Annotated in this window: 18 protein-coding genes and 1 pseudogene; 12 read left to right on the forward strand and 7 right to left on the reverse strand. The window is 73.8% G+C overall.

Going from position 1 to position 18105, the window contains the following annotated elements; translation table 11 throughout:
- The 5 genes from ACFE60_RS10430 to ACFE60_RS10450 all read left to right on the forward strand — a co-directional run.
- Positions 1-1506 (forward strand): glycoside hydrolase family 3 C-terminal domain-containing protein (locus ACFE60_RS10430; RefSeq protein ID WP_375388792.1); only part of this gene is annotated, 1506 nt, incomplete at its 5' end.
- Between the two features lie 166 nt (positions 1507-1672).
- Positions 1673-2449, forward strand: coding sequence for a hypothetical protein (locus ACFE60_RS10435; protein ID WP_375388793.1), 777 nt, complete (start codon positions 1673-1675; stop codon positions 2447-2449).
- Complete coding sequence (locus ACFE60_RS10440; protein WP_375388794.1) at positions 2446-2853, forward strand: phage holin family protein; 408 nt, start codon at positions 2446-2448, stop codon at positions 2851-2853. Before ACFE60_RS10435 ends, ACFE60_RS10440 begins: the two co-directional genes overlap by 4 nt.
- Positions 2850-3416, forward strand: coding sequence for a DUF3618 domain-containing protein (locus tag ACFE60_RS10445; protein ID WP_375388795.1), 567 nt, complete (start codon positions 2850-2852; stop codon positions 3414-3416). Before ACFE60_RS10440 ends, ACFE60_RS10445 begins: the two co-directional genes overlap by 4 nt.
- 412 nt (positions 3417-3828) lie before the next feature.
- Positions 3829-5070, forward strand: coding sequence for a phosphatidylserine decarboxylase family protein (locus tag ACFE60_RS10450; protein ID WP_375388796.1), 1242 nt, complete (start codon positions 3829-3831; stop codon positions 5068-5070).
- Between the two features lie 43 nt (positions 5071-5113).
- On the opposite strand, the gene ACFE60_RS10455 is transcribed toward ACFE60_RS10450, so the two are convergent.
- The gene (locus ACFE60_RS10455) at positions 5114-6055 is read right to left on the reverse strand and encodes an MBL fold metallo-hydrolase (protein WP_375388797.1); all 942 of its coding nucleotides are present in this window, start codon (positions 6053-6055) and stop codon (positions 5114-5116) included.
- A gap of 200 nt (positions 6056-6255) precedes the next feature.
- Between ACFE60_RS10455 and ACFE60_RS10460 the strand changes: the two genes are divergently transcribed.
- The 4 genes from ACFE60_RS10460 to ACFE60_RS10475 all read left to right on the forward strand — a co-directional run bounded on the left by ACFE60_RS10460 (position 6256) and on the right by ACFE60_RS10475 (position 9839).
- A complete protein-coding gene (locus ACFE60_RS10460) occupies positions 6256-7173 on the forward strand; it encodes a helix-turn-helix domain-containing protein (protein WP_375388798.1) in 918 nt (305 codons plus the stop codon).
- A gap of 97 nt (positions 7174-7270) precedes the next feature.
- Entirely contained in the window at positions 7271-7708 is a 438-nt protein-coding gene (locus ACFE60_RS10465) for an ester cyclase (RefSeq protein WP_375388799.1), read from the forward strand.
- Positions 7709-7793: 85 nt separating this feature from the next.
- The gene (locus ACFE60_RS10470; RefSeq protein WP_375388800.1) at positions 7794-8954 is read left to right on the forward strand and encodes a CynX/NimT family MFS transporter; all 1161 of its coding nucleotides are present in this window, start codon (positions 7794-7796) and stop codon (positions 8952-8954) included.
- Positions 8955-9065: 111 nt separating this feature from the next.
- Positions 9066-9839, forward strand: coding sequence for a glycosyltransferase family 2 protein (locus tag ACFE60_RS10475; RefSeq protein ID WP_375388801.1), 774 nt, complete (start codon positions 9066-9068; stop codon positions 9837-9839).
- Positions 9840-9945: 106 nt separating this feature from the next.
- On the opposite strand, the gene ACFE60_RS10480 is transcribed toward ACFE60_RS10475, so the two are convergent.
- Positions 9946-10527: a flavin reductase family protein gene (locus tag ACFE60_RS10480; RefSeq protein ID WP_375388802.1), complete on the reverse strand. Its 582-nt coding sequence runs from the start codon at positions 10525-10527 to the stop codon at positions 9946-9948.
- A gap of 160 nt (positions 10528-10687) precedes the next feature.
- Here ACFE60_RS10480 and ACFE60_RS10485 point away from each other — a divergent pair, with 160 nt between their 5' ends.
- Positions 10688-10993 carry a Dabb family protein gene (locus ACFE60_RS10485; RefSeq protein WP_375388803.1) on the forward strand — a complete coding sequence of 102 codons (306 nt, stop codon included), beginning with the start codon at positions 10688-10690 and terminating at the stop codon, positions 10991-10993.
- A gap of 9 nt (positions 10994-11002) precedes the next feature.
- Here ACFE60_RS10485 and ACFE60_RS10490 read toward each other — a convergent pair whose 3' ends face one another.
- From ACFE60_RS10490 to ACFE60_RS10500, 3 genes are all read right to left on the reverse strand, one after another.
- Positions 11003-12097 (reverse strand): hypothetical protein, encoded by a 1095-nt coding sequence (locus tag ACFE60_RS10490; RefSeq protein ID WP_375388804.1) that lies wholly within the window; start codon positions 12095-12097, stop codon positions 11003-11005.
- A 61-nt stretch (positions 12098-12158) separates the two neighbouring features.
- The gene (locus ACFE60_RS10495) at positions 12159-12668 is read right to left on the reverse strand and encodes a bifunctional nuclease family protein (protein WP_375388805.1); all 510 of its coding nucleotides are present in this window, start codon (positions 12666-12668) and stop codon (positions 12159-12161) included.
- A 159-nt stretch (positions 12669-12827) separates the two neighbouring features.
- Positions 12828-13433, reverse strand: coding sequence for an FMN-binding negative transcriptional regulator (locus ACFE60_RS10500; RefSeq protein ID WP_375388806.1), 606 nt, complete (start codon positions 13431-13433; stop codon positions 12828-12830).
- A gap of 74 nt (positions 13434-13507) precedes the next feature.
- Here ACFE60_RS10500 and ACFE60_RS10505 point away from each other — a divergent pair, with 74 nt between their 5' ends.
- A complete protein-coding gene (locus ACFE60_RS10505) occupies positions 13508-14692 on the forward strand; it encodes an MFS transporter (RefSeq protein WP_375388807.1) in 1185 nt (394 codons plus the stop codon).
- A gap of 188 nt (positions 14693-14880) precedes the next feature.
- Entirely contained in the window at positions 14881-16386 is a 1506-nt protein-coding gene (locus ACFE60_RS10510; protein ID WP_375388808.1) for a DUF222 domain-containing protein, read from the forward strand.
- Positions 16387-16530: 144 nt separating this feature from the next.
- Here ACFE60_RS10510 and ACFE60_RS10515 read toward each other — a convergent pair whose 3' ends face one another.
- Both ACFE60_RS10515 and ACFE60_RS10520 read right to left on the reverse strand, forming a co-directional pair.
- Positions 16531-17367, reverse strand: coding sequence for an oxidoreductase (locus ACFE60_RS10515; RefSeq protein WP_375388809.1), 837 nt, complete (start codon positions 17365-17367; stop codon positions 16531-16533).
- 69 nt (positions 17368-17436) lie between these two features.
- A pseudogene (locus ACFE60_RS10520) lies at positions 17437-18105 on the reverse strand (hypothetical protein); the annotation flags it as partial.

Consider the following 18105-nt stretch of genomic DNA (forward strand, 5'->3'; position numbering starts at 1 on the left):
GGCATCCCGGCGACGGGGAACCGGTGGCTGCTCACCGACGTGCTGCGCGACGCGCTCGGGTTCGAGGGCTTCGTGGTCAGCGACGCGAACGCGGCCAGGAACCTGACGACGCACGGGTTCGCGCCGGACCTCGAGGTCGCCGCGGCGCGGGCCCTCGACGCCGGGCTCGACATGGAGATGGCGATCTTCGACCCGGCGTTCGACCGGCTGCCCGCCGCGCTGGCGTCGGGAGCGGTGCGTGCGGAGGCGCTCGACGCCGCCGTGCGGCGCGTCCTCGAGGTGAAGGTGCGGCTCGGGCTGCTCGACGACCCGTACGTCGACGAGGAGCGCGCGCGGGCCGTGCTCGCCGACCCGGCGCACCGCGAGGTCGCGCGCGACGCCGCCCGCCGTGCCGCCGTCCTCCTCCGCAACGAGGGCGACCTGCTGCCGCTCGACGCGACCGCGCTCGGGTCGATCGCGGTGCTGGGGCCGCTCGCGGACTCGCAGCGGGACACCCTCGGCCCGTGGGTCTTCGACTTCGACCTCGACGAGACCGTCACCGTGCTGCAGGGCATCCGCGACCGCGTCGGTGCGGGAGTGACCGTCACCGCCGCCCGGGGCGTCGAGGTCGGGCAGCGGACCTACCCGTCGATGTTCGACATGTTCGGCGGCAACGCGCCGGCCGACCCGGAGGGGTTCGACCCCGACGCCGAGTTCGCACAGGCAGTGCAGGCGGCGCAGGACGCCGACGTGGCCGTCGTGGTGGTCGGCGAGTGGCAGAACATGATCGGCGAGGCGGCCTCCCGGTCCTCGCTCGACCTGCCCGGCCGCCAGCTCGAGCTGCTGCAGGCGGTGGTCGCCACCGGGACCCCGACCGTCGCGGTCGTGATGAACGGGCGACCGCTCGACCTCACCTGGGCGGCCGAGCACGTCCCGGCGATCCTCGACGTCTGGTACCCGGGGTCGCAGGGCGGCGCGGCCGTCGCGGACCTGCTGCTCGGCGACGCCGCGCCCGGCGGCAGGCTGCCGTTCACCTGGCCGCGGTCCGTCGGGCAGGTGCCGGTCGTCTACTCGCACCTCGCCTCCCACGAGCCCGAGAACATCGGCCGCCGATACTGGGACGAGCCGAGCACCCCGCTGTTCCCGTTCGGTCACGGCCTGGGCTACGGGCGGTTCGCCTACTCGGACCTGGCCATCGACGCCGAGACCGTCGGGCGGGACGGCACGGTCGAGGTGTCGGTCACGGTGCGCAACGAGGGCACCAAGGACGGCGACGAGGTGGTGCAGCTGTACCTGCACCAGCGGTCCGGCACGGCCGCGCGACCCGTCCGCGAGCTGAAGGGCTTCGAGCGGCTGCCGATCCCGGCGGGGGAGGAGCGGCGCGTGACGTTCCGCGTCGGCCCGGCCGGGCGCCGCTACTGGAACGCCGCCGCGCGCGACTTCGTGCTCGATCCCGCGACCTTCGACGTGTGGGTCGGCGGCGACTCGACCGCCTCCCTCGGCGCGACCTTCACCGTCACCGCCTGACCTCCTCCTCCTGCTCACGCTGCCGCCGGACCGCGGTCCTGCGGCAGCGTGAGCGAAGTCGGGGTGGGGATCGGCGCCGCGTGCCACGTGCCCGCGCGGTACGCACACAGCGGGCGTCCTGTCCAGCCCCTGATGCCTCCCAGCGGAATCGTGGTCCGCTCCCACCATGAGCATCACACCGCCCGAGGACGGCACCCCGGGGACCACCCCGCTGTACGACGAGACCATCGCCGCTCCCCCGTACGAGGAGCTGCGGGTCCCCGGCGGCATCGACGACGGCGCCCACGACGACCCGTCCGCGAAGGACCAGGCGAAGGAGCGCGCGAAGCAGACCGCCGGCACCGCGAAGGACGCGGCGGCCGGCGTCGCCTCCGGCGCGAAGGACGCCGCCGGCTCCGTGGCCGCCACCGGCAAGGAGCAGGCCGGCAAGGTCGCGAAGGACGCCCTGGGGCAGGCCCGGGACCTGTACGGCCAGGCCACCGAGCAGCTGTCCGAGCAGGCCGGCACCCAGCAGCAGAAGGCGGCGGGCACGCTGCACACCTTCGCCGACGACCTCGCCGGCATGCGCGGCGACCAGCAGGGCCTCGCGGCCGAGCTGCTCGAGAACGTCGGCGACCGGGCGAAGGGCGTCGCGCAGTGGCTCGAGGACCGCGAGCCGGGCGAGGTGCTGGCCGAGGTCAAGCGATTCGCCGCCAACCGCCCGTGGGTCTTCATCGGCCTCGCGGCCGGTGCGGGGCTGCTCGCCGGCCGGCTGACGAAGGCGCTCGTCGCCGAGGCGAAGGACGACGCCGAGCCGACCGCCGCCGACACGGCCGCCACGTCCTCGACGTCGACCTACGACGCCGGCATCCCCGGCTACGACGCCCCCGCCGCCTCCTACGACCCGGCCTCGTCCTACGACCCGGCCGTGCCCGGCTCGACCGCGCTGGGCGGCGTTCGATGAGCACCCCGGGAGCGGAGGAGCGCGCGGCGACCACCGGCGTCGGCGAGCTGCTCGGCGGCGTCACCCGCGACCTCTCGACGCTCTTCCGTCAGGAGATCGACCTCGCGAAGGCGGAGCTGACCGAGTCCGCGAAGAAGGCGGGCAAGGGCGCCGGGATGTTCGGCGGAGCCGGCGTCGCCGGGCTGTTCGCGCTGCTGTTCCTGTCCATCACGATCTGGTGGGCCCTCGGCTACCTGATCGGCAACGCCTGGTCCGGTCTGATCGTCACGGTCGTCTACGCGATCGTCGCGGCGATCCTGTTCGCCCGCGGCCGCGCCCAGCTGAAGACGATCCAGGGCGCCCCCCGGACCGTCGACTCCCTCAAGAAGATCCCCGACACCCTGAAGCCCGGAGGCACCCAGTGAGCGACCCCGACACCATCCGCCGCGACATCGAAGCGACGCGCAGCACGCTCGGCAGCGACGTCGACGCCCTGGCCGAGAAGGTCAACCCGTCGAGCATCGCCCACCGCCAGACCGAGAAGGTCAAGGGCAGGGTGCGGGGCGTGCGCGACACCCTGATGGGCGCGAAGGACTCCGTGACCGACGCGCTGCCGCACCCGCACCCCGGTGCCGCTGCGGGCTCCGCGGCTGAGGCGGCGAAGGGCAACGCGCTCGTCGTCGGCCTGGTCGCCTTCGGCGCCGGCATGCTGCTCTCCTCCCTGATCCCGGCAGCGCCCGCCGAGCGGCGGCTCGCCTCGACCGCCAAGGAGAAGGCCGCGCCGCTCGTCGACGCCGCCAAGGACGCGGCGAAGGACACCGCGCAGAGCCTGAAGGAGCCGGCGCAGGACGCCGCCCAGCACCTGAAGGAGACCGCGACGGACGCGGCGAGCACCGTCAAGCAGGAGGGCCAGGCCGCGGCTTCCGATGTCAAGGACCAGGCCGCCGGCGCCAAGGAGGACGTGTCCGGAGCGGCCCGCGGCCAGTAGCCCCAGGACGCGCACGACGAAGGGGATCCGGCGAGCCGGATCCCCTTCGTCGACTCCGTCGCGCGTCGCCGGAGCACGACAGCAGGAAGAACCGAGCACGACAGCAGGAAGCAGGACGATCAGCAGGAAGAGCACCGCGGATTCTTCCTGCTGAAGCGGATTCTTCCTGCTGACGGACTCGGCTCCGGCGGCGCGGGCGGCAGTCGATCCGCTGAGGCGGCTACCGGCGGAGCACGCCGCGGACGACGTGCAGGGCGAGCCGGCCGACCACCACGGACGAGGCACCGGAGACGTCGACACGGTCGCCGGCGATCAGCAGCAGCCGGTGCGCCAGCCGCGCCTCGCTGCGGCGGGAGGCGGACGTGCGGCCGCCGCCCAGGACGCCTGCCGCCTCCGCGTCTACCGTCCCCGGGTGACGAACGACCAGGACAGGGACCCGCGGCGCCGGGGCGGCTGGCTGACCAGCAGGCAGGACGACCTGGAGGCCTGGCTGCGCGGGCATCGCGAGCGGGCGGGGGAGGGCGGCCCGCTGCATCCCGCCGTGCGCGCCTTCGGCGACCTCGTCGAGGGCGACCCGATCCTGCGGATGCACGCGCACCGGATGATCGAGGAGGAGCCGCAGGCGAAGGGCTACAGCGAGCAACCCGTCGAGAGCCTCGATCAGCTGCTCGTGCTGATGGACGAGGTCCTCACGACCGCGCCCGAGTACGGCGAGGCGATGGTCGCGACGCCGCTGGGCGCGGTCCTCGACTGGACCATGGGCACGCCCGCCGGCTTCGCCTTCTACCGCGACCCGCGCGTGAACGCGGCCCTGCGCGACGTCCTGAACGCCTGGGCCGAGTACCTCGAGGGGCCCGACTCGCTGTCGGTGCTGAACGCCTCCCCGAGCGGCTGGATGGGGCAGGCGGCGCGGGAGGCGATCGGCATCGAGCGGTTCCAGCACGATCCGGACGCGCCGCACTGGGGGTTCACCTCCTGGAACGACTTCTTCACGCGGCGGCTGGCGGAGCAGGCGCGGCCGGTCGCGGAGCCCGACGACGACACGGTCGTCGTCGCGGCCTGCGAGGCGACGCCGTACCGGATCGCGAACGGCGTGCAGCGGTCGGACGACTTCTGGATCAAGCGCGAGCCGTACTCGCTGGTCGAAATGCTCGCGGGCGACGAGTCGGTCGACGCCCTCGTCGGCGGCACCGTGTTCCAGGCGTTCCTGAGCCCCACCGACTACCACCGATGGCACAGCCCGGTCGCCGGCCGGATCCTGCGCGCGACCGTCGTGCCCGGCACGTACTACTCCGAGGCCGACTCGCAGGGCGACGCGGCCGCGGAGCCGACGGTCTCGCAGGGGTACCTGACGCACGTCGCCACCCGCGCGGTCGTCGTGCTGGAGGCGGACGCCGCGTCCATCGGCACGCTCGCGCTCGTGTTCGTGGGCATGTCCGACGTCTCCTCCTGCATCGTCGCGCCGGGCATCGCGCCCGGCGCGCACGTCGCGAAGGGCGATGAGCTCGGCTGGTTCCAGTACGGCGGCTCGTCCTGGTGCGGGGTGTTCGCGCCCGGGGTGATCGCGGACTTCGCGCTCGACGCGGTGCCGCAGGAGGCGGCGGGCCCGCTGCCGGTGCGGTCCCGCCTCGCGCGGGTCGCCTCCGCACGCTGAGCGACCCCGCCGGAGCCGCGTGCGGAGGGCCGTGCAGCCCCCGTCAGATCGCGTCGAGCGGCTGCCAGTCGGCGATCGTGAAGCCCCTCCCGTCTGCTCGGACGGTGAAGCCGGCGTGGCCGCCGAAGTGGGCGGGGAACAGCGGGATGCCGCGCTCGGCCGCCTCGGCGAAGATGCGGAGACGGGTCCTGCCGGCCACGTCGGTGTCCTCGTCGAAGCAGCTGGAGGTGCGCGCGTCGGCGACCTGGGCAGGGCTGTGCAGCGTGTCGCCGACGAAGAGCGCTTCGGCGTCCCCGGAGCGCACGCGGACGACCGAGGCGCCGGGCGTGTGGCCCGGGGCGGCCTCCACGGTCACGGCGTCGTCGATCCGGTACGCGCCGGTCCAGGCGGTCACGACCCCGGCGTCGAGCAGCGGCTGAACGCTGTCGGCCCAGACCTGCTTCGCGTCGGGGCCCTTCGACGGGTTGGCCGCCGCCGGGTCCCAGAACTGCAGCTCCGCCTGGTCGATCAGGTACCGGGCGTTCGGGAAGGTGGGCACCCAGCGGCCGTCGACGGATCGGGTGTTCCAGCCGACGTGGTCGGCGTGGAGGTGCGTGTTCACGACGACGTCGACCTCCGCGGGTGCGACGCCGGCCTCGGCGAGCCGGTCGAGGAACCCGGTCGACAGGTGGTGCCACGCGGGGACGTCGGCGCGGTCCTTGCCGTCGCCGATCGCGGTGTCGATCAGGATCGTCCTCCCGCCGCTCCTGATGATCCAGGTCTGGAACGCGGTGCGCGCGGTGCTGGCCATGACCGACCCGCCGTCGCTCTCGAGGAAGTGCGGCCGCAGCCACCCCTCCTGCCCCTCCCACGCGGCGGGATCGGTGCCGGGGAAGAACTGGTCGGGCGTCATGCCGATGCTGCCGACGCTCTCGACGGCTCGGGTCACGGTGACGTCACCGAAGGTCAGGGTCGGCGTGGTCGTGGTCGTTCCGGTGGGGTGCATGCGTGCTCTCTCGTGATGGTGGCGGTGGTGCCGGGCTCGGCGCGGACGACGGCCGAGCGGTCCTCACCCTCGCCGGGAGCGCGGGCCCGGCCCAGCCCCGGGGATTCCTACCCACGGCCGGGATGGGCGACGTCGCACCGGCCGAGCCTGACCCCACCAGGGGCTGGCACCGCCGGCGCAGCGGACTGCAGACTCGTCGGGTGAGCGCTCCCTCGACTCCGACGCGGCTCGGCAGCTTCCTCCGGGCCAGCCGCGCGCGACTGCAGCCCGAGGACGTCGGCCTGCCCCCGCACGGCAGCCGCCGCCGCGTGTCCGGGCTCCGGCGCGAGGAGCTCGCCCTGCTCGCGGGGGTCAGCCCGTCCTACTACACGCGCCTCGAGCAGGGGCAGAGCCGGAACGCGTCCGCCCAGGTGCTGGAAGCGATCGCGTCGGCCCTGCGCCTCACGGCATCGGAGCGGGCGCACCTCGTCACCCTCGCCGCCGCCGATCACTTCCGGTCGGATCCGGAGCCGACCACGCCCGAGACGCCCGACCCGGCTCTCGTGCAGTTGCTCCACGCGCTCGGCGACGTGCCGGCGATGATCATGGGCAGTCGGACCGACGTGCTCGCGTGGAACCCGGCCGGGCACGCCCTGCTCGCCGGTCACCTCGCCTTCACCGCCCCCGACGACGTCGCGGCGCGACCGAACATGGCCGAGCTCGTGTTCCTCGACGCGCACACGCGCGACCTCTACCGCATGTGGCGCGCCAAGGCGGAGGCGGTCGTCGGCAACCTGCGCATCGTCGCCGGCGCCCACCCGCACGACCGGCTCCTCGCCACGCTCATCGGCTCCCTGATCATCGAGAGCCCGGACTTCGCCGCCATGTGGTCCGACAACCGGATCCGGCCGTGCGCCGCCGCGAGCTACGCGCTCCGGCACCCCCTGCTCGGCCGGCTCACGCTGCTGCAGCAGACGCTGCGCTCCGTGGCCACGCCCGAGCAGGTCCTCGTCACCCACACCGCGGCGGCCGGCTCCGAGGACGCCGAAGCGCTGAGCCTGCTCGCCCACTACCTCGCGGACTCCAGGGCGCCGGAGCGCTCAGCGGGTCCGCGCCGGCCCGCGTCGGTGTCGATCTGACCGCGCGGATCGCGATGCGGGCCGTCGGCGACGGCTGCCGAGACGACCCCGAGGAGCCGCGACCGCGCGGCCCCCGTACGACGGAGGAGAGCAGACGATGAACCGGGATGCAGCGAACGAGCTGGTGACGAAGTGGGTCGCGATGTGGAACGGCGAGGACGCGATCGCCGAGACCATCATCGATGTGGACAACCGCGTGCACGCGGCGATGTTCGACGGCGGCGACGGCAGCGCTGCCGGCGGCGTGTCCGGGATGCAGGATCTCGTCGCGCAGATGCGGTCGCTGATGGCCGACCTGGTCTTCTCCGTCGAGGTCGGCCCCATCGTCGACGGGGACCACGTCGTCGTCCGCTGGGTCGCGGCCGGCCACTACGGCGGCGGGGTCCCCGGAGCCGCGGCGCCGGTCGGCACCGCCGTCTCGTTCCACGGCACGGACATCCTGCGGATCGCGGAGGACCGTGTCGCCGAGTACTGGCTCAACGCCGACACGCTCGATCTCATGACGCAGCTGCGCGTCGGCGCGAGCCGGCCGTGACGGAAGGAGCGGCCTGATCCGCCGTCCGCCGGACGAGCGTCGTCTGCCGATCTGGGCCGGACGCACCGCGGCGCTGCTCGGGATCGTGCTGCTGTCGTTCACGTTGCGGCAGGCCGTCGCGGCGATCTCCCCGATCCTCGACGTGATCCGGGTCGACGTCCCGATGTCGAGCATCGGCATCGGACTGCTGGGAACCCTGCCTCCCGTCCTGTTCGCGATCTCCGGCCTGATCGCGCCACGCGTCGCGCGCGGCGTCGGGCTCGACGGCGGCATCGTGGTCGCGCTGGTGCTGATGACCGCGGGGCACCTGATCCGCGCGGCCGCTCCGGGGTTCGGGGTGCTGCTCGCCGGCAGCGTCGTGGCGTTCGCCGGCACGGGCATCGGCAACGTGCTGCTGCCGCCCATCGTCCGCCGGTACTTCCCCGACCGGGTCGCTCTGCTCATCGCCGTCTACACCTGCATCGTCGGCGTGAGCACCGCGCTGCCGGCAGCCGTCGCCGCGCCCATCGCCGGGCTCGCCGGCTGGCGGTTCTCTCTCGGGCTCTGGGCCGCGACCTCGATCGTCGCCCTCGCTCCCTGGATCGTGATGATCGTGCGGGATCGTCGACGGGCGGCCGCGAAGGCGGCCGTGCTCACGGCTCCGCCGGCGACCCTCCTGACGCGGCTGTGGCGATCGCGGACCGCATCGTCGATCACGCTCCTCTTCTCCACCAGCACGATCTGCACGTACGCGAACTTCGCCTGGCTGCCGCAGATCCTGCGCGACGTCGCCGGCTCGACGGCCGCCGAGGGCGGTGCGCTGCTCGCCGTCACCGGCATCGTCAGCGTGCCCTGCGCGCTGCTGGCACCGCTCCTCGTCGCGCGGTTCCGCGACGTGGGATGGGTGATCGCCGCCGGCACCGCGAGCTTCGTGCTCGGCTACGCCGGGCTGCTGCTCGCGCCCAGGTCGCCGACGCTGCTCTGGGTGCTCCTCATCGGGATGGGATCGATCCTCTTCCCGGTGTGCCTGGTGCTCATCGACGCGCGGACCCGGACGGCCCGGGGGACCGTCGCGCTGAGCGGGTTCGCACAGGGCGTCGCCTACGGACTCGGCGCGATCGGCCCGCTGGCCGTCGGGGTCCTGCACGACGTCAGTCGTGGCTGGACCGTGCCGCTGCTGCTCCTGCTCCTCACGGCCCTCGCGGCGGTCTCTTCGATCCCGCCGCTCTCGAGATGCGCGTTCGTCGAGGACGACCTCGCCCGGTGACGCCGTGCATACCGGGCGCTGCTCGACCGCACCAGCCCTCCGCGCTGTGAGCGCATCGGTGATGGGATCGCCGTTCGTGCTGCGTGCACCGGACCAGGGGGAGGAGCGCCGATGGACGACGACTCGCCGGCCGTGCCGCCGGTCTCCGTGGTGATCCCCGTGCGGAACGACGCGGAGGCGCTCGAGCGCTGCCTCGCGGCGCTCGCCGTGCAGACCGTGACCCCGCTCGAGATCGTCGTCGTCGACAACGGCTCGCGGGACGACGGCGCCGCGCGGGCACGTCGCGCGGGCGCCATGGTGGTCGACGAGCCGGAGGCGGGCATCGCCGCGGCGGCCTCGCACGGCTACGACGCGGCGGTGGGCGACCTGATCCTGCGGCTCGACGCGGACAGCCTGCCCTCGCCCGACTGGATCGAGCGCATGGTCGCGGCGCTCGACGCCGACCAGGGCCTCGCCGCCGTGACCGGCTCCGCCCGCTTCACCGGCCTGCCTCCGCTCGTCGACCGCCTCGCCTCCGCCGCGTACCTGGGCATCTACTTCCGCATCGTCGGAGCCGTGATCGGGCGCGAGCCGCTGTTCGGATCGAACCTCGGGATGCGCCGCGACGCCTGGCGGACGATCCGCGGGGAGGCGCACCGCTGGGACCGCGGCGTGCACGACGACCTCGATCTCACGCTGCATCTCGCCCAGCGATACCGGACCGCCGTCGATCGGTCGATCGTCGTCGGCATCTCCGCGCGGCCGCTCGGCTCCGCCTTCGGCCTGCTGGGCCGGCTGACGCGAGCCGTGCACACGATCCGGCTGCACCGGCACGACCTGGAAGCGATCCGGCTCGTCGGTGCTGCGGCCGAACACGGGCTGGTGCGGTCCTCACCGGAGCGGTGACGTCGCGGATCCGCAGTTCCTGTCCGACGCGCCGCGCACGAGCAGCCGACGACGGCGTGTCGGCCCAGAACTGCGGAACGGCGAAAGAGGGAGCGACCCCGGCCCGCTACTGCAGCCGCGAGTGGTCGCCGAGGGAGTGGTAGGCGCGGTTGTGGTAGACGAGCGGAGGAGCGTCCCCGGCGTCCACGGGCAGCTTCGCCTGCAGCGCGTGCACGGCGACGACGGTGGAGGCGCCCGCCTCCATCCGGTTCACGACCCGGCCGCGGATCCAGGCGTGCGCGGAGGGGAAGTAGGGCTCGCCGGTGATGAGCCGGTCCCAGATCGTCCGGTCGGCGAACCGGTCGATGCCGCTCGTCGCGCACAGCCGGGCGAGCGCGATCTGGTCGGCGCCGAGCAGGTGCACGATCACCGTGTCGGCCGCCCGGATGGTCGGCGCGGACGACGAGCTGCTGGAGAGCGAGAAGATGAGCAGCGGCGGCTCGGCGCTGACGGAGAAGACCGACGTGGCGGTCAGGCCGACGGGACCGTCGCCCGCGTCGGCGGTGATCACGGCGACGCCGGCCGCGTGGTTGCGGAAGGCGAGCTTGAACTCCTCCGCAGTCAGCCCGCCGATCGGACCCAGGGAGGGGTGCGACGGCTCGATCCGCGGGGAGTCCGGCGCGGTCGCATCGGCGCTGTCGTGACCCATGTCCGCTCCTCCCCGGGAGCGCCGCCCGAGCGGTCCCGCGTCCACCAGCGTCGTCGGCGCCGGCCGCTCGTGCAAACGCGGTGTCGTCCCGTGACATTCCGTGCCGCGCGTCTCCGCCGGCGCACGGTGCGCGTCGAGCCGCGGACGGGAGGATGCGCGGATGGCCGAGATCGTGCACGTGGTCCTCGTCGAGTGGGCGGCGGAGGCGCCGCCCGACGTCGCGCGGCAGGCGGAGGCGGTCGTCGACGCGAACCTGGTGGCGCTGCCCGGCGTCCTCACCGTGGAGCGGGGCGGCAGCATCAGCGGCGAGGGGCTCGAGGACGGGTTCGACTGGGCGCTCGTCATCCGGTTCGCGAGCGAGCAGGCGCTCGCGGACTACCTTCCCCACCCGGACCACCGGGTGGTCGGCGGCCTCCTGCAGGCGAGCTCGAGGCGGCTCGTCGTCTTCGACGTCGCAGCCCGCTGATCCGGTCGGTCAATCCGCCTGCAGCGCGCTGATCTCCGCCTCGGCGAGCAGGGCGAGATCCCGGAGCACCGTCTCGTCGATCTCGTCGCGCTCGTGCGGCACGAAGTCGAACACGCACAGCGTGCCGATCCGGTAGCCGTCGAGCGACTCGATCGGGTGCGCCGCGTAGAAGCGGACCGGGTAGAGCGCGTCGTGCACGTGGGGGTTCGCATCGAGCCGGTGGTCGTCCCAGGTGTCGGCGATGATCGTCGGGCCCGTACCGCCGACGGTGATCGTGCAGAGGGGCTGCTCGGCGCTGTCGCCCGGCGCACCCACGAACGCGAGCGTCCGGATCCTGCCGTGGTCGAGCAGGTTCACCTGCACGAACGGCACCTCGAAGGTGTTCCTGGCGAGCAGCACGACCCGCTCGAGATCCGGGGTGATGCCGCCGAGCGCCTCGTGCGTGCGGTCGACGGCCCGCTGCCGGTCCCGCTCCGGCTCCGGCAGCGCGCGTCGCTCGGGCGCCGTCTCGCCGTCGCCGCGGCCGGCACGGGCGTCCGCGCGCCCGAGCATCCGCGCGACGCGGTCCGCGATCCCGCCGACGTGATCCCGCCGCACGGACTCGTCGCAGCCCTGGCCGAGCACGATCGCCATCGACGCCACGGTCGACGACCCGTCGCCGATCCGCGGGAACGGGCCATCGGGTCCGGTCGGCTGCCGCAGGCGGACGAGCAGCACGCCGCTCGCCTCCGCCAGCTCCGGGATCACCCGGTGGGCGAGGCGGGGGATCCGGCCGGGCCGCCCGCGGCCCGGCTCCTGCAGCTGCGGCTCCTCGAGCACGACGACGACGGCCTCGTAGCGCCACAGGCGCCACGCCCGCGTCGCGGCGCCGACCGCCTGCAGCGCGGGCGCCAGGTCGAAGACGACGTCGAGGTCGAGCCCACGACCGGTCCTGGCGGCGACGGCGTCCGCGACGAGGTCCGCCAGCCGCGCGCCGCCCGGCTCCGTCGGCTCGGCGACGACGGCGCCGTCGCCGACCAGCAGCACCCGCTGCGGCGCGCGACCGCTGCGGTGCAGGCGGGTCACCGCGAGGTGCCGCCAGAGGCGGCCACGGGTTCCGGTCACGTGCACGCTCCTCGCGGGAGGCAGCATCCTCGCGCAGGGTCCATCGGAGAAGGCCCGGAGCTCACCCCTGGAAGTCCTCCGGGTCGACGTCGTCGAGGAACCGGCGGAACTCCTCCACCTTCTCCTCCGGGTCCGCGCCGTCATCCGCGTCGTCGCCCTCGAGCACCCCGGTTTTGGCGATCACCGCCTCCGCGACGAACAGCGGCGCCCCGACCCTGGCCGCCAGCGCGATGCCGTCGGAGGGCCGGCAGTCGATGCGCACGCGGCCGTCCTTCGTGGTGAGGCTGAGCTCCGCGTAGAAGGTGCCGTGCTCGATCCGCGTGACGTCGACGCGGTCCACCGACGCCTCCACGGCGACGAGGAGGCGCTGCATGAGGTCGTGGGAGAGGGGCCTCGCGGGCTGCTCGCCGCTGACCGCGACGGAGATCGAGGCCGCCTCCTGCGAACCGACCCAGATCGGCACCAGCGTGCGCGGGGCGTCGCCCGCGTCGCCGGCGTCGAGCGGGGTGAGCAGGACGACCGGCTGCATGCCGGCGTCGACGGCGAGACCGAGCAAACGGACCGGGACCACGGCCGACCTCCTTCGCGAGACCCTCAGGGTAGGCACCTCCCCTCCGCGGATCCGGATTCCTTGCGCGGATCCGGATGCACGGCACGACACGCCGGGCGCGGAGGCGCGGGGCGCGGGGTGTCGCGCGATCCATCCGGATCCGCGACATCGGGGATGCGGTCAGTCGGCGGTGCGGACCCGGCGCATCTCCTGCGCGAGATCGGGGTTCCGGGCGTCGAGCTGCCCGATGATGCGGTCGGCGACCTCGGCCGACTTGTTCTGGCTCAGCTTCGCCCGGGCGTCGAAGCGGGTGACCCGCATCCGCAGCCCGACGGTGCCCTTCGCGACCCGCCGCGACTTCTCCTCGTCGAGCGAGAGCGACCGGCCCTGAGCGAACCCGCCCTCGAAGTGGTCGGTCAGCCGCGAGAGGACGGCGAAGTTCTCCTCCTCCGACAGGATCTCCGGCACGCCGTAGAGGTGGGCGGTCACGTGGTTCCAGGTCGGGATGTCATCGCCCCGGTCGTACCAGCTGGACGACACGTAGTCGTGCGGGCCCTGGACGACGACGAGCAGCTCGTGCTGCCCCAGCTCGTGCAGCTGCTCGTCCGGCCGCCCGAAGTGGCTGAGGATCGTCAGGTCCTGCGCGCCCTCGTCGAGCAGCGTCGGGTAGTGGGAGGCGACCAGCCCGCCCGCCGTGGCCGAGACGTAGGTGGCCCACGGGTTGCCGCGCACGAGCCGCGCGACCTCGGCCGGGTCCGTCATCAGGTAGTGCGGGGTGTGCCGCATGGGCGTCTCCTCCGGTCGGTCCCTCCAGTCTCGCGCTCGGAGGCGGGCGGGCGGACCTGGCAGGGTTGCGCCGCATGACCCGGAGGCTCACCCTGCTGTTCGCGATCGCCGGCGGCGCCGCGGTCGGCAACCTGTACTGGGCGCAGCCGCTGCTCGACTTCATCGCGCGGGACCTGCGCACCAACACGGCGGCGGCGGGTGCGCTGGTCACCTCGACCCAGCTCGGCTACGCGACCGGCGTGCTGCTGCTGGTGCCGCTCGGCGACGTGCTGAACCGGCGCCTGCTCGTGCCGGTCGCGATGCTCTGCGCCGCAGCCGCCCTGCTCGCGAGCGCGCTCGCGCCCACCTTCGCGGTGCTGCTCGCGACGCTCGCGCTCGTCGGCCTGACCACCGTGGCCGGCCAGATCCTGGCGCCGCTCGCGGGTGACCTGGCGGACGACGCGACCCGGGGGCGGGTGGTCGGCACCGTCGTGTCGGGCATCCTCACCGGCATCCTCGTGTCGCGGACCGTCAGCGGGCTCATCGCGGGGGCCGCGGGCTGGCGCGCGATCTACGTCGTCGCGGCGCTGCTCGCGATCGTGCTCGCGATGCTGCTGCGGCGCGCGATCCCCGACCTCCCGCCGCGGACCCGCCTGCGGTACCCCGCGCTCATCGCCTCCGTGTTCGGCATCGTGCGTCGTGAGGCCGCGGTCCGCTGGAGCCTCGTGCTCGGCGGCACGTCGTTCGGCGTCTTCACGATGTTCTGGACTGCGCTGACCTTCCTGCTGAGCGCGCCGCCCTTCTCGTTCTCGGTGACCGCCATCGGGCTGTTCGGCCTGATCGGGCTCGCCGGCGCGATCGCGGCGCAGCGGGCGGGCCGGCTGGCCGACCGCGGGCTGGGGCTGCCGGCGATCGGCGCGGCCTGGCTGCTCGTGCTGGTGTCGTTCGTCGTCGCGGGGCTCGGCGGCGCCTCGGTGGCAGTGGTGGTCGTCGCGATCGTGCTGCTCGACGTCGCGATCCAGGGGCACAACATCCTGGTGCAGTCGCGGATGTTCCAGATCGACCCGGCCGCTCGCAGCCGCATCAACACGGCCTTCGTCACCAACAACTTCGTCTGGGGAGCGGTCGGCTCCGCGCTCGCCGCGGTGCTGTGGGAGGCGGGCGGCTGGAGCGTGATCTGCATCGCCGGCGCCGTGCTCAGCGGGTTCGCCTTCACCGTGTGGCTCGTCGGCCGGAGGGGGCCGCTCGCGGTGGGGACGGAGCGCGCGGCGAGTCGCTGAGCTCGGCGCCCATCCGCTCCGCGCGGCTGCACCGATGCCTCGCTGGTCGGAGTGTGGCCGAGGGAGCCTCACGACCCCTCGGGGTGTTCGCTGCGGCCGGAGTGACGCGCTGTGGAGGAGACGGAACAGCCCTCATGAGGCCCCTGTTTTCGTGACCCGCTGTCGGTGCCCCATGGTGGAGTACGGGCATGCCGGAAGCCACCGATCTGCTCGCGTTGCGCGTTGCTGCGCTCGCAGTCGTCGACCGGTTCTGCACCGCCTCCGACGACGAGCTGCTCACCGATCTCGCGTTGGTGGAGGCGATCGGGACGGTGGTCGACAGCCTCCGCATCCAGGCCGCGGCGCAGGTCGAGCACCGGTCGAGGAGGATCCTCGACTCCGACGGACTCGCCCACCGCAACGGCGCCCGCGACGGCATCCAGCTCGTCCAGCTCGTCACGAGGGTCAGCGCCCAGGAGGCGAAGCGGCGGGTCGGGATCGGTGCCGCGCTCGCTCCCGTCCCGGATCTGCTGGGCACCCGCCCGTCCCGCCACCCGGAGCTCGCCGCCGCCCTCGCCGCGGGGGAGGTGGGGGTCGAGGCGGCGCGGGTGATCGTGAACCTGTGGAAGGCCGTCCACCACCGGGCCGACCCCGCCCTGCTGCAGGTGGCGATGCGGTCCCTGCTCGACGCCGCGAAGACCACGGACGAGGAGGGGCTGCGGGAGGTCGTCGCGGCGTGGGATCTCGCCCTGGACCCGGATGGACCGGAAGAGCGGCACCGGAACCAACGCCGGAAGCGGGCCCTGCGGATCGGGCGGACCCTCCGCGACGGGACCACCACCGTCACCCTCGTGCTGGGACCGGAGGATCTGGCGACCCTGCAGGACCTCCTCCAGTCCCGACGCCGCGGCAGGACCCTGATCCGCACCGAGGCCGGCGGGGACGACACCGACGACTCCCTCGGCCCGGAGTGGCGCGAGAGCCCCGACGACGTCCCCCGAGCCGGTGGAGCCGAGATCGACCCGGGGCAGGTGGACCCGGATCGGGTGGATCCGGATCGGGTGGATCCGGAGCGGGAGGATCCGCGGTCGCGGGCGATGCAGGACCACGACACCCTGATGGAGGCCATCGCCCTCGCCGCCCGCGCCGAGACGGCAGGGATCGGTGGGACCACCACCACGCACACCGTCGTGATCACCGCGACCGCGGCGGAGGTCGAAGCCCGCCGAGTGCAGGGATGGGCGGCGGGGATCATGGCCGGCCTCCCGATGCCGGTCGTGGAACGGATCGCGTGCGACGGGGAGACGCGTCTCCTCGTCATCGACCCCGACGGGGCGCCCCTGCACCTCGGGAGCGCGCACCGGCTGTTCAGCCCGGCGCAGAAGCTCGCCCTCGTGATCGCCGCCGGGGGCCGGTGCCAGTACCCGGGCTGCCGAACCCCGCACCCCTACCTCGAAGCGCACCACGCGAGGTGGTGGGACCGGGACACCGGACCCACCGACATCGACAACGGCATCCTCCTCTGCTCCTACCACCACCACCTCGTGCACGCGAAGGACAGCCCCATCGAGATCAGGTCACACGACGGCGACCTGCACATCGTGCCCAAGCACTGGATCGGACCACCCGACCCGCACCATCGCAGGCAAGCCGACACCCGACGCCACCCACGCAGCCGACCCCGTCCCCGACCCGACACGCCTTCACGACTCTGAGCACTGCGTCGCTTCAGAAGATGCCGTCACTCGCCGCATCAGAGATCGATGGTCCCCGCGTCGACCGAAGGCGGGCATCCGACGCGATCCAGGCAGCGGGAGCGGGGGCGCCAGCGGCAGCGGCATGCGCGCCCGCGCGGGGACTCAGGCGAAGTCGGTGCTCCTCGAGAGCGCCTCCCACTCGTCGACCTCGGTGCGCAGGGCGTCGAGCGCGGCGCGGAACCCGGTGGAGGCGTCGTTCCCCAGCAGCAGCATGAACGGCGGGTGCTCGGACTCGACGGCGGTGATCAGCGCCCGCGCCGCCTCGGCCGGGTCGCCCGGCTGGGTGCCGTGCCCGGTCCCCGCCTCCTTGCGACGCCTGCCGGCCGTCTCGGCGTAGTCGGCGATCGGCTCGGCGGCCTGGGTGAGGGAGCGTCCCGCGAAGTCGGTCCGGAAGCCGCCCGGCTCGACCACCATCGCGGTGATGCCCAGCGGGGCCACCTCCTTGCGCAGGGACAGCGTGAGCGCCTCGATCGCCGCCTTCACCGCCGAGTAGTAGCCCGACCCCTCCGGCGACAGTCGCGCGCCGATCGACGACAGGTTCACGATCGTGCCCGAGCGGCGGGCCCGCATGCCGGGCAGCACCGCCTTGATCGTCCGCACCGTGCCGAACACGTGCGTCTCGAACAGGCGGCGGACGGCCTCGTCCTCCCCCTCCTCCACCGCCGCGCGGTAGCCGTAGCCCGCGTTGTTCACCAGCACGTCCACCCCGCCGAACCGCTCGATCGCGGCGGCGACGGCGGCCGCGACCTGCGCGTCGTCGGTCACGTCGAGCGCCACCGCGAGCGCGGAGGCGGGGTGAGCGTCCGCGAGGTCCTGCACGGCGGCGACGTCCCGGGCGGTGACGACGGCGTTGTGGCCGCGCGCGAGCACGGCCTCCGCGAACGCGCGGCCGAGGCCGGTCGAGCAGCCCGTGATGAGCCAGGTGGGGGAGGAGGTCATGCGCTCAGCGAACCCGGCCTCCGCTGGGAGGAGGGCGGGACCCGGTGGCCGGATCCCGCCCTCCCGGCCTCAGTGGTGGTGGTGCCGCTTGACCACGACGACCTTCGCGGCTCCGCCCGTCGAGACGACGTCGACCGATCCGTGCCGCCCGATCCGGACGGTCGCGCTCGTCGCCGCGGCCAGGTCCAGCCGCTGCCACGCGCCGGCGGAGGTGCCGGTGCCGTCCAGCGGGAAGCCGGAGGTCAGCTCGGTCTGGGCGAGCACGCTCGTGCGCTGCTTCGCCGTCAGGGTCGGGAAGGCCGTGCGGAGCAGGTTCTGCGCGCCGGCCGGGACGGAGGGCGCGAGGTGCTTCGTACCGATCCGCGGGAAGCCGTAGGTCAGGCGCTCGCTGTAGACCCGCACGGCCGAGGCGCGGTCCTGGACGATCTGCGCGGTGCCGCCGGGCAGCGCCTTCCCGCCGTAGGGGTTCGCCGAGTAGACCTTCTGGTGCTTGATCGTCCACGCGATCGAGTGCCCGGTCGACTTCTCGAGGTACCGCACCAGCTCCTTCCGCGCCGGCTCCAGCACCTCCGTGCGGAACGTCGGGTCCGACCAGCGGGCCGCGATCGCGGCCTCGCCGTCGATCCGTCCGCCCATGATGTCGAGCGGGTAGTGCACCCCGAGCACGATGCGGTCGTTGCCGGCCTCGGAGGCGCGGGACAGGATCTCGGGCGCCAGCTCCGGCAGCAGCGTGGCGAG

The sequence above is a fragment of the uncultured Amnibacterium sp. genome, assembly GCF_964245895.1.
Classification (GTDB): Bacteria; Actinomycetota; Actinomycetes; order Actinomycetales; family Microbacteriaceae; genus Amnibacterium.

What these genes read in the sequence shown, in the direction of transcription:
- ACFE60_RS10455 (WP_375388797.1), bottom strand. Translation starts at nt 6,055, where the DNA reads ATGCACCCCACCGGAACGACCACGACCACGCCGACCCTGACCTTCGGT.
- ACFE60_RS10440 (WP_375388794.1), top strand. Translation starts at nt 2,446, where the DNA reads ATGAGCACCCCGGGAGCGGAGGAGCGCGCGGCGACCACCGGCGTCGGC.
- ACFE60_RS10505 (WP_375388807.1), top strand. Translation starts at nt 13,508, where the DNA reads ATGACCCGGAGGCTCACCCTGCTGTTCGCGATCGCCGGCGGCGCCGCG.
- ACFE60_RS10435 (WP_375388793.1), top strand. Translation starts at nt 1,673, where the DNA reads ATGAGCATCACACCGCCCGAGGACGGCACCCCGGGGACCACCCCGCTG.
- ACFE60_RS10515 (WP_375388809.1), bottom strand. Translation starts at nt 17,367, where the DNA reads ATGACCTCCTCCCCCACCTGGCTCATCACGGGCTGCTCGACCGGCCTC.
- ACFE60_RS10475 (WP_375388801.1), top strand. Translation starts at nt 9,066, where the DNA reads ATGGACGACGACTCGCCGGCCGTGCCGCCGGTCTCCGTGGTGATCCCC.
- ACFE60_RS10465 (WP_375388799.1), top strand. Translation starts at nt 7,271, where the DNA reads ATGAACCGGGATGCAGCGAACGAGCTGGTGACGAAGTGGGTCGCGATG.
- ACFE60_RS10480 (WP_375388802.1), bottom strand. Translation starts at nt 10,527, where the DNA reads ATGGGTCACGACAGCGCCGATGCGACCGCGCCGGACTCCCCGCGGATC.
- ACFE60_RS10485 (WP_375388803.1), top strand. Translation starts at nt 10,688, where the DNA reads ATGGCCGAGATCGTGCACGTGGTCCTCGTCGAGTGGGCGGCGGAGGCG.
- ACFE60_RS10510 (WP_375388808.1), top strand. Translation starts at nt 14,881, where the DNA reads ATGCCGGAAGCCACCGATCTGCTCGCGTTGCGCGTTGCTGCGCTCGCA.
- ACFE60_RS10500 (WP_375388806.1), bottom strand. Translation starts at nt 13,433, where the DNA reads ATGCGGCACACCCCGCACTACCTGATGACGGACCCGGCCGAGGTCGCG.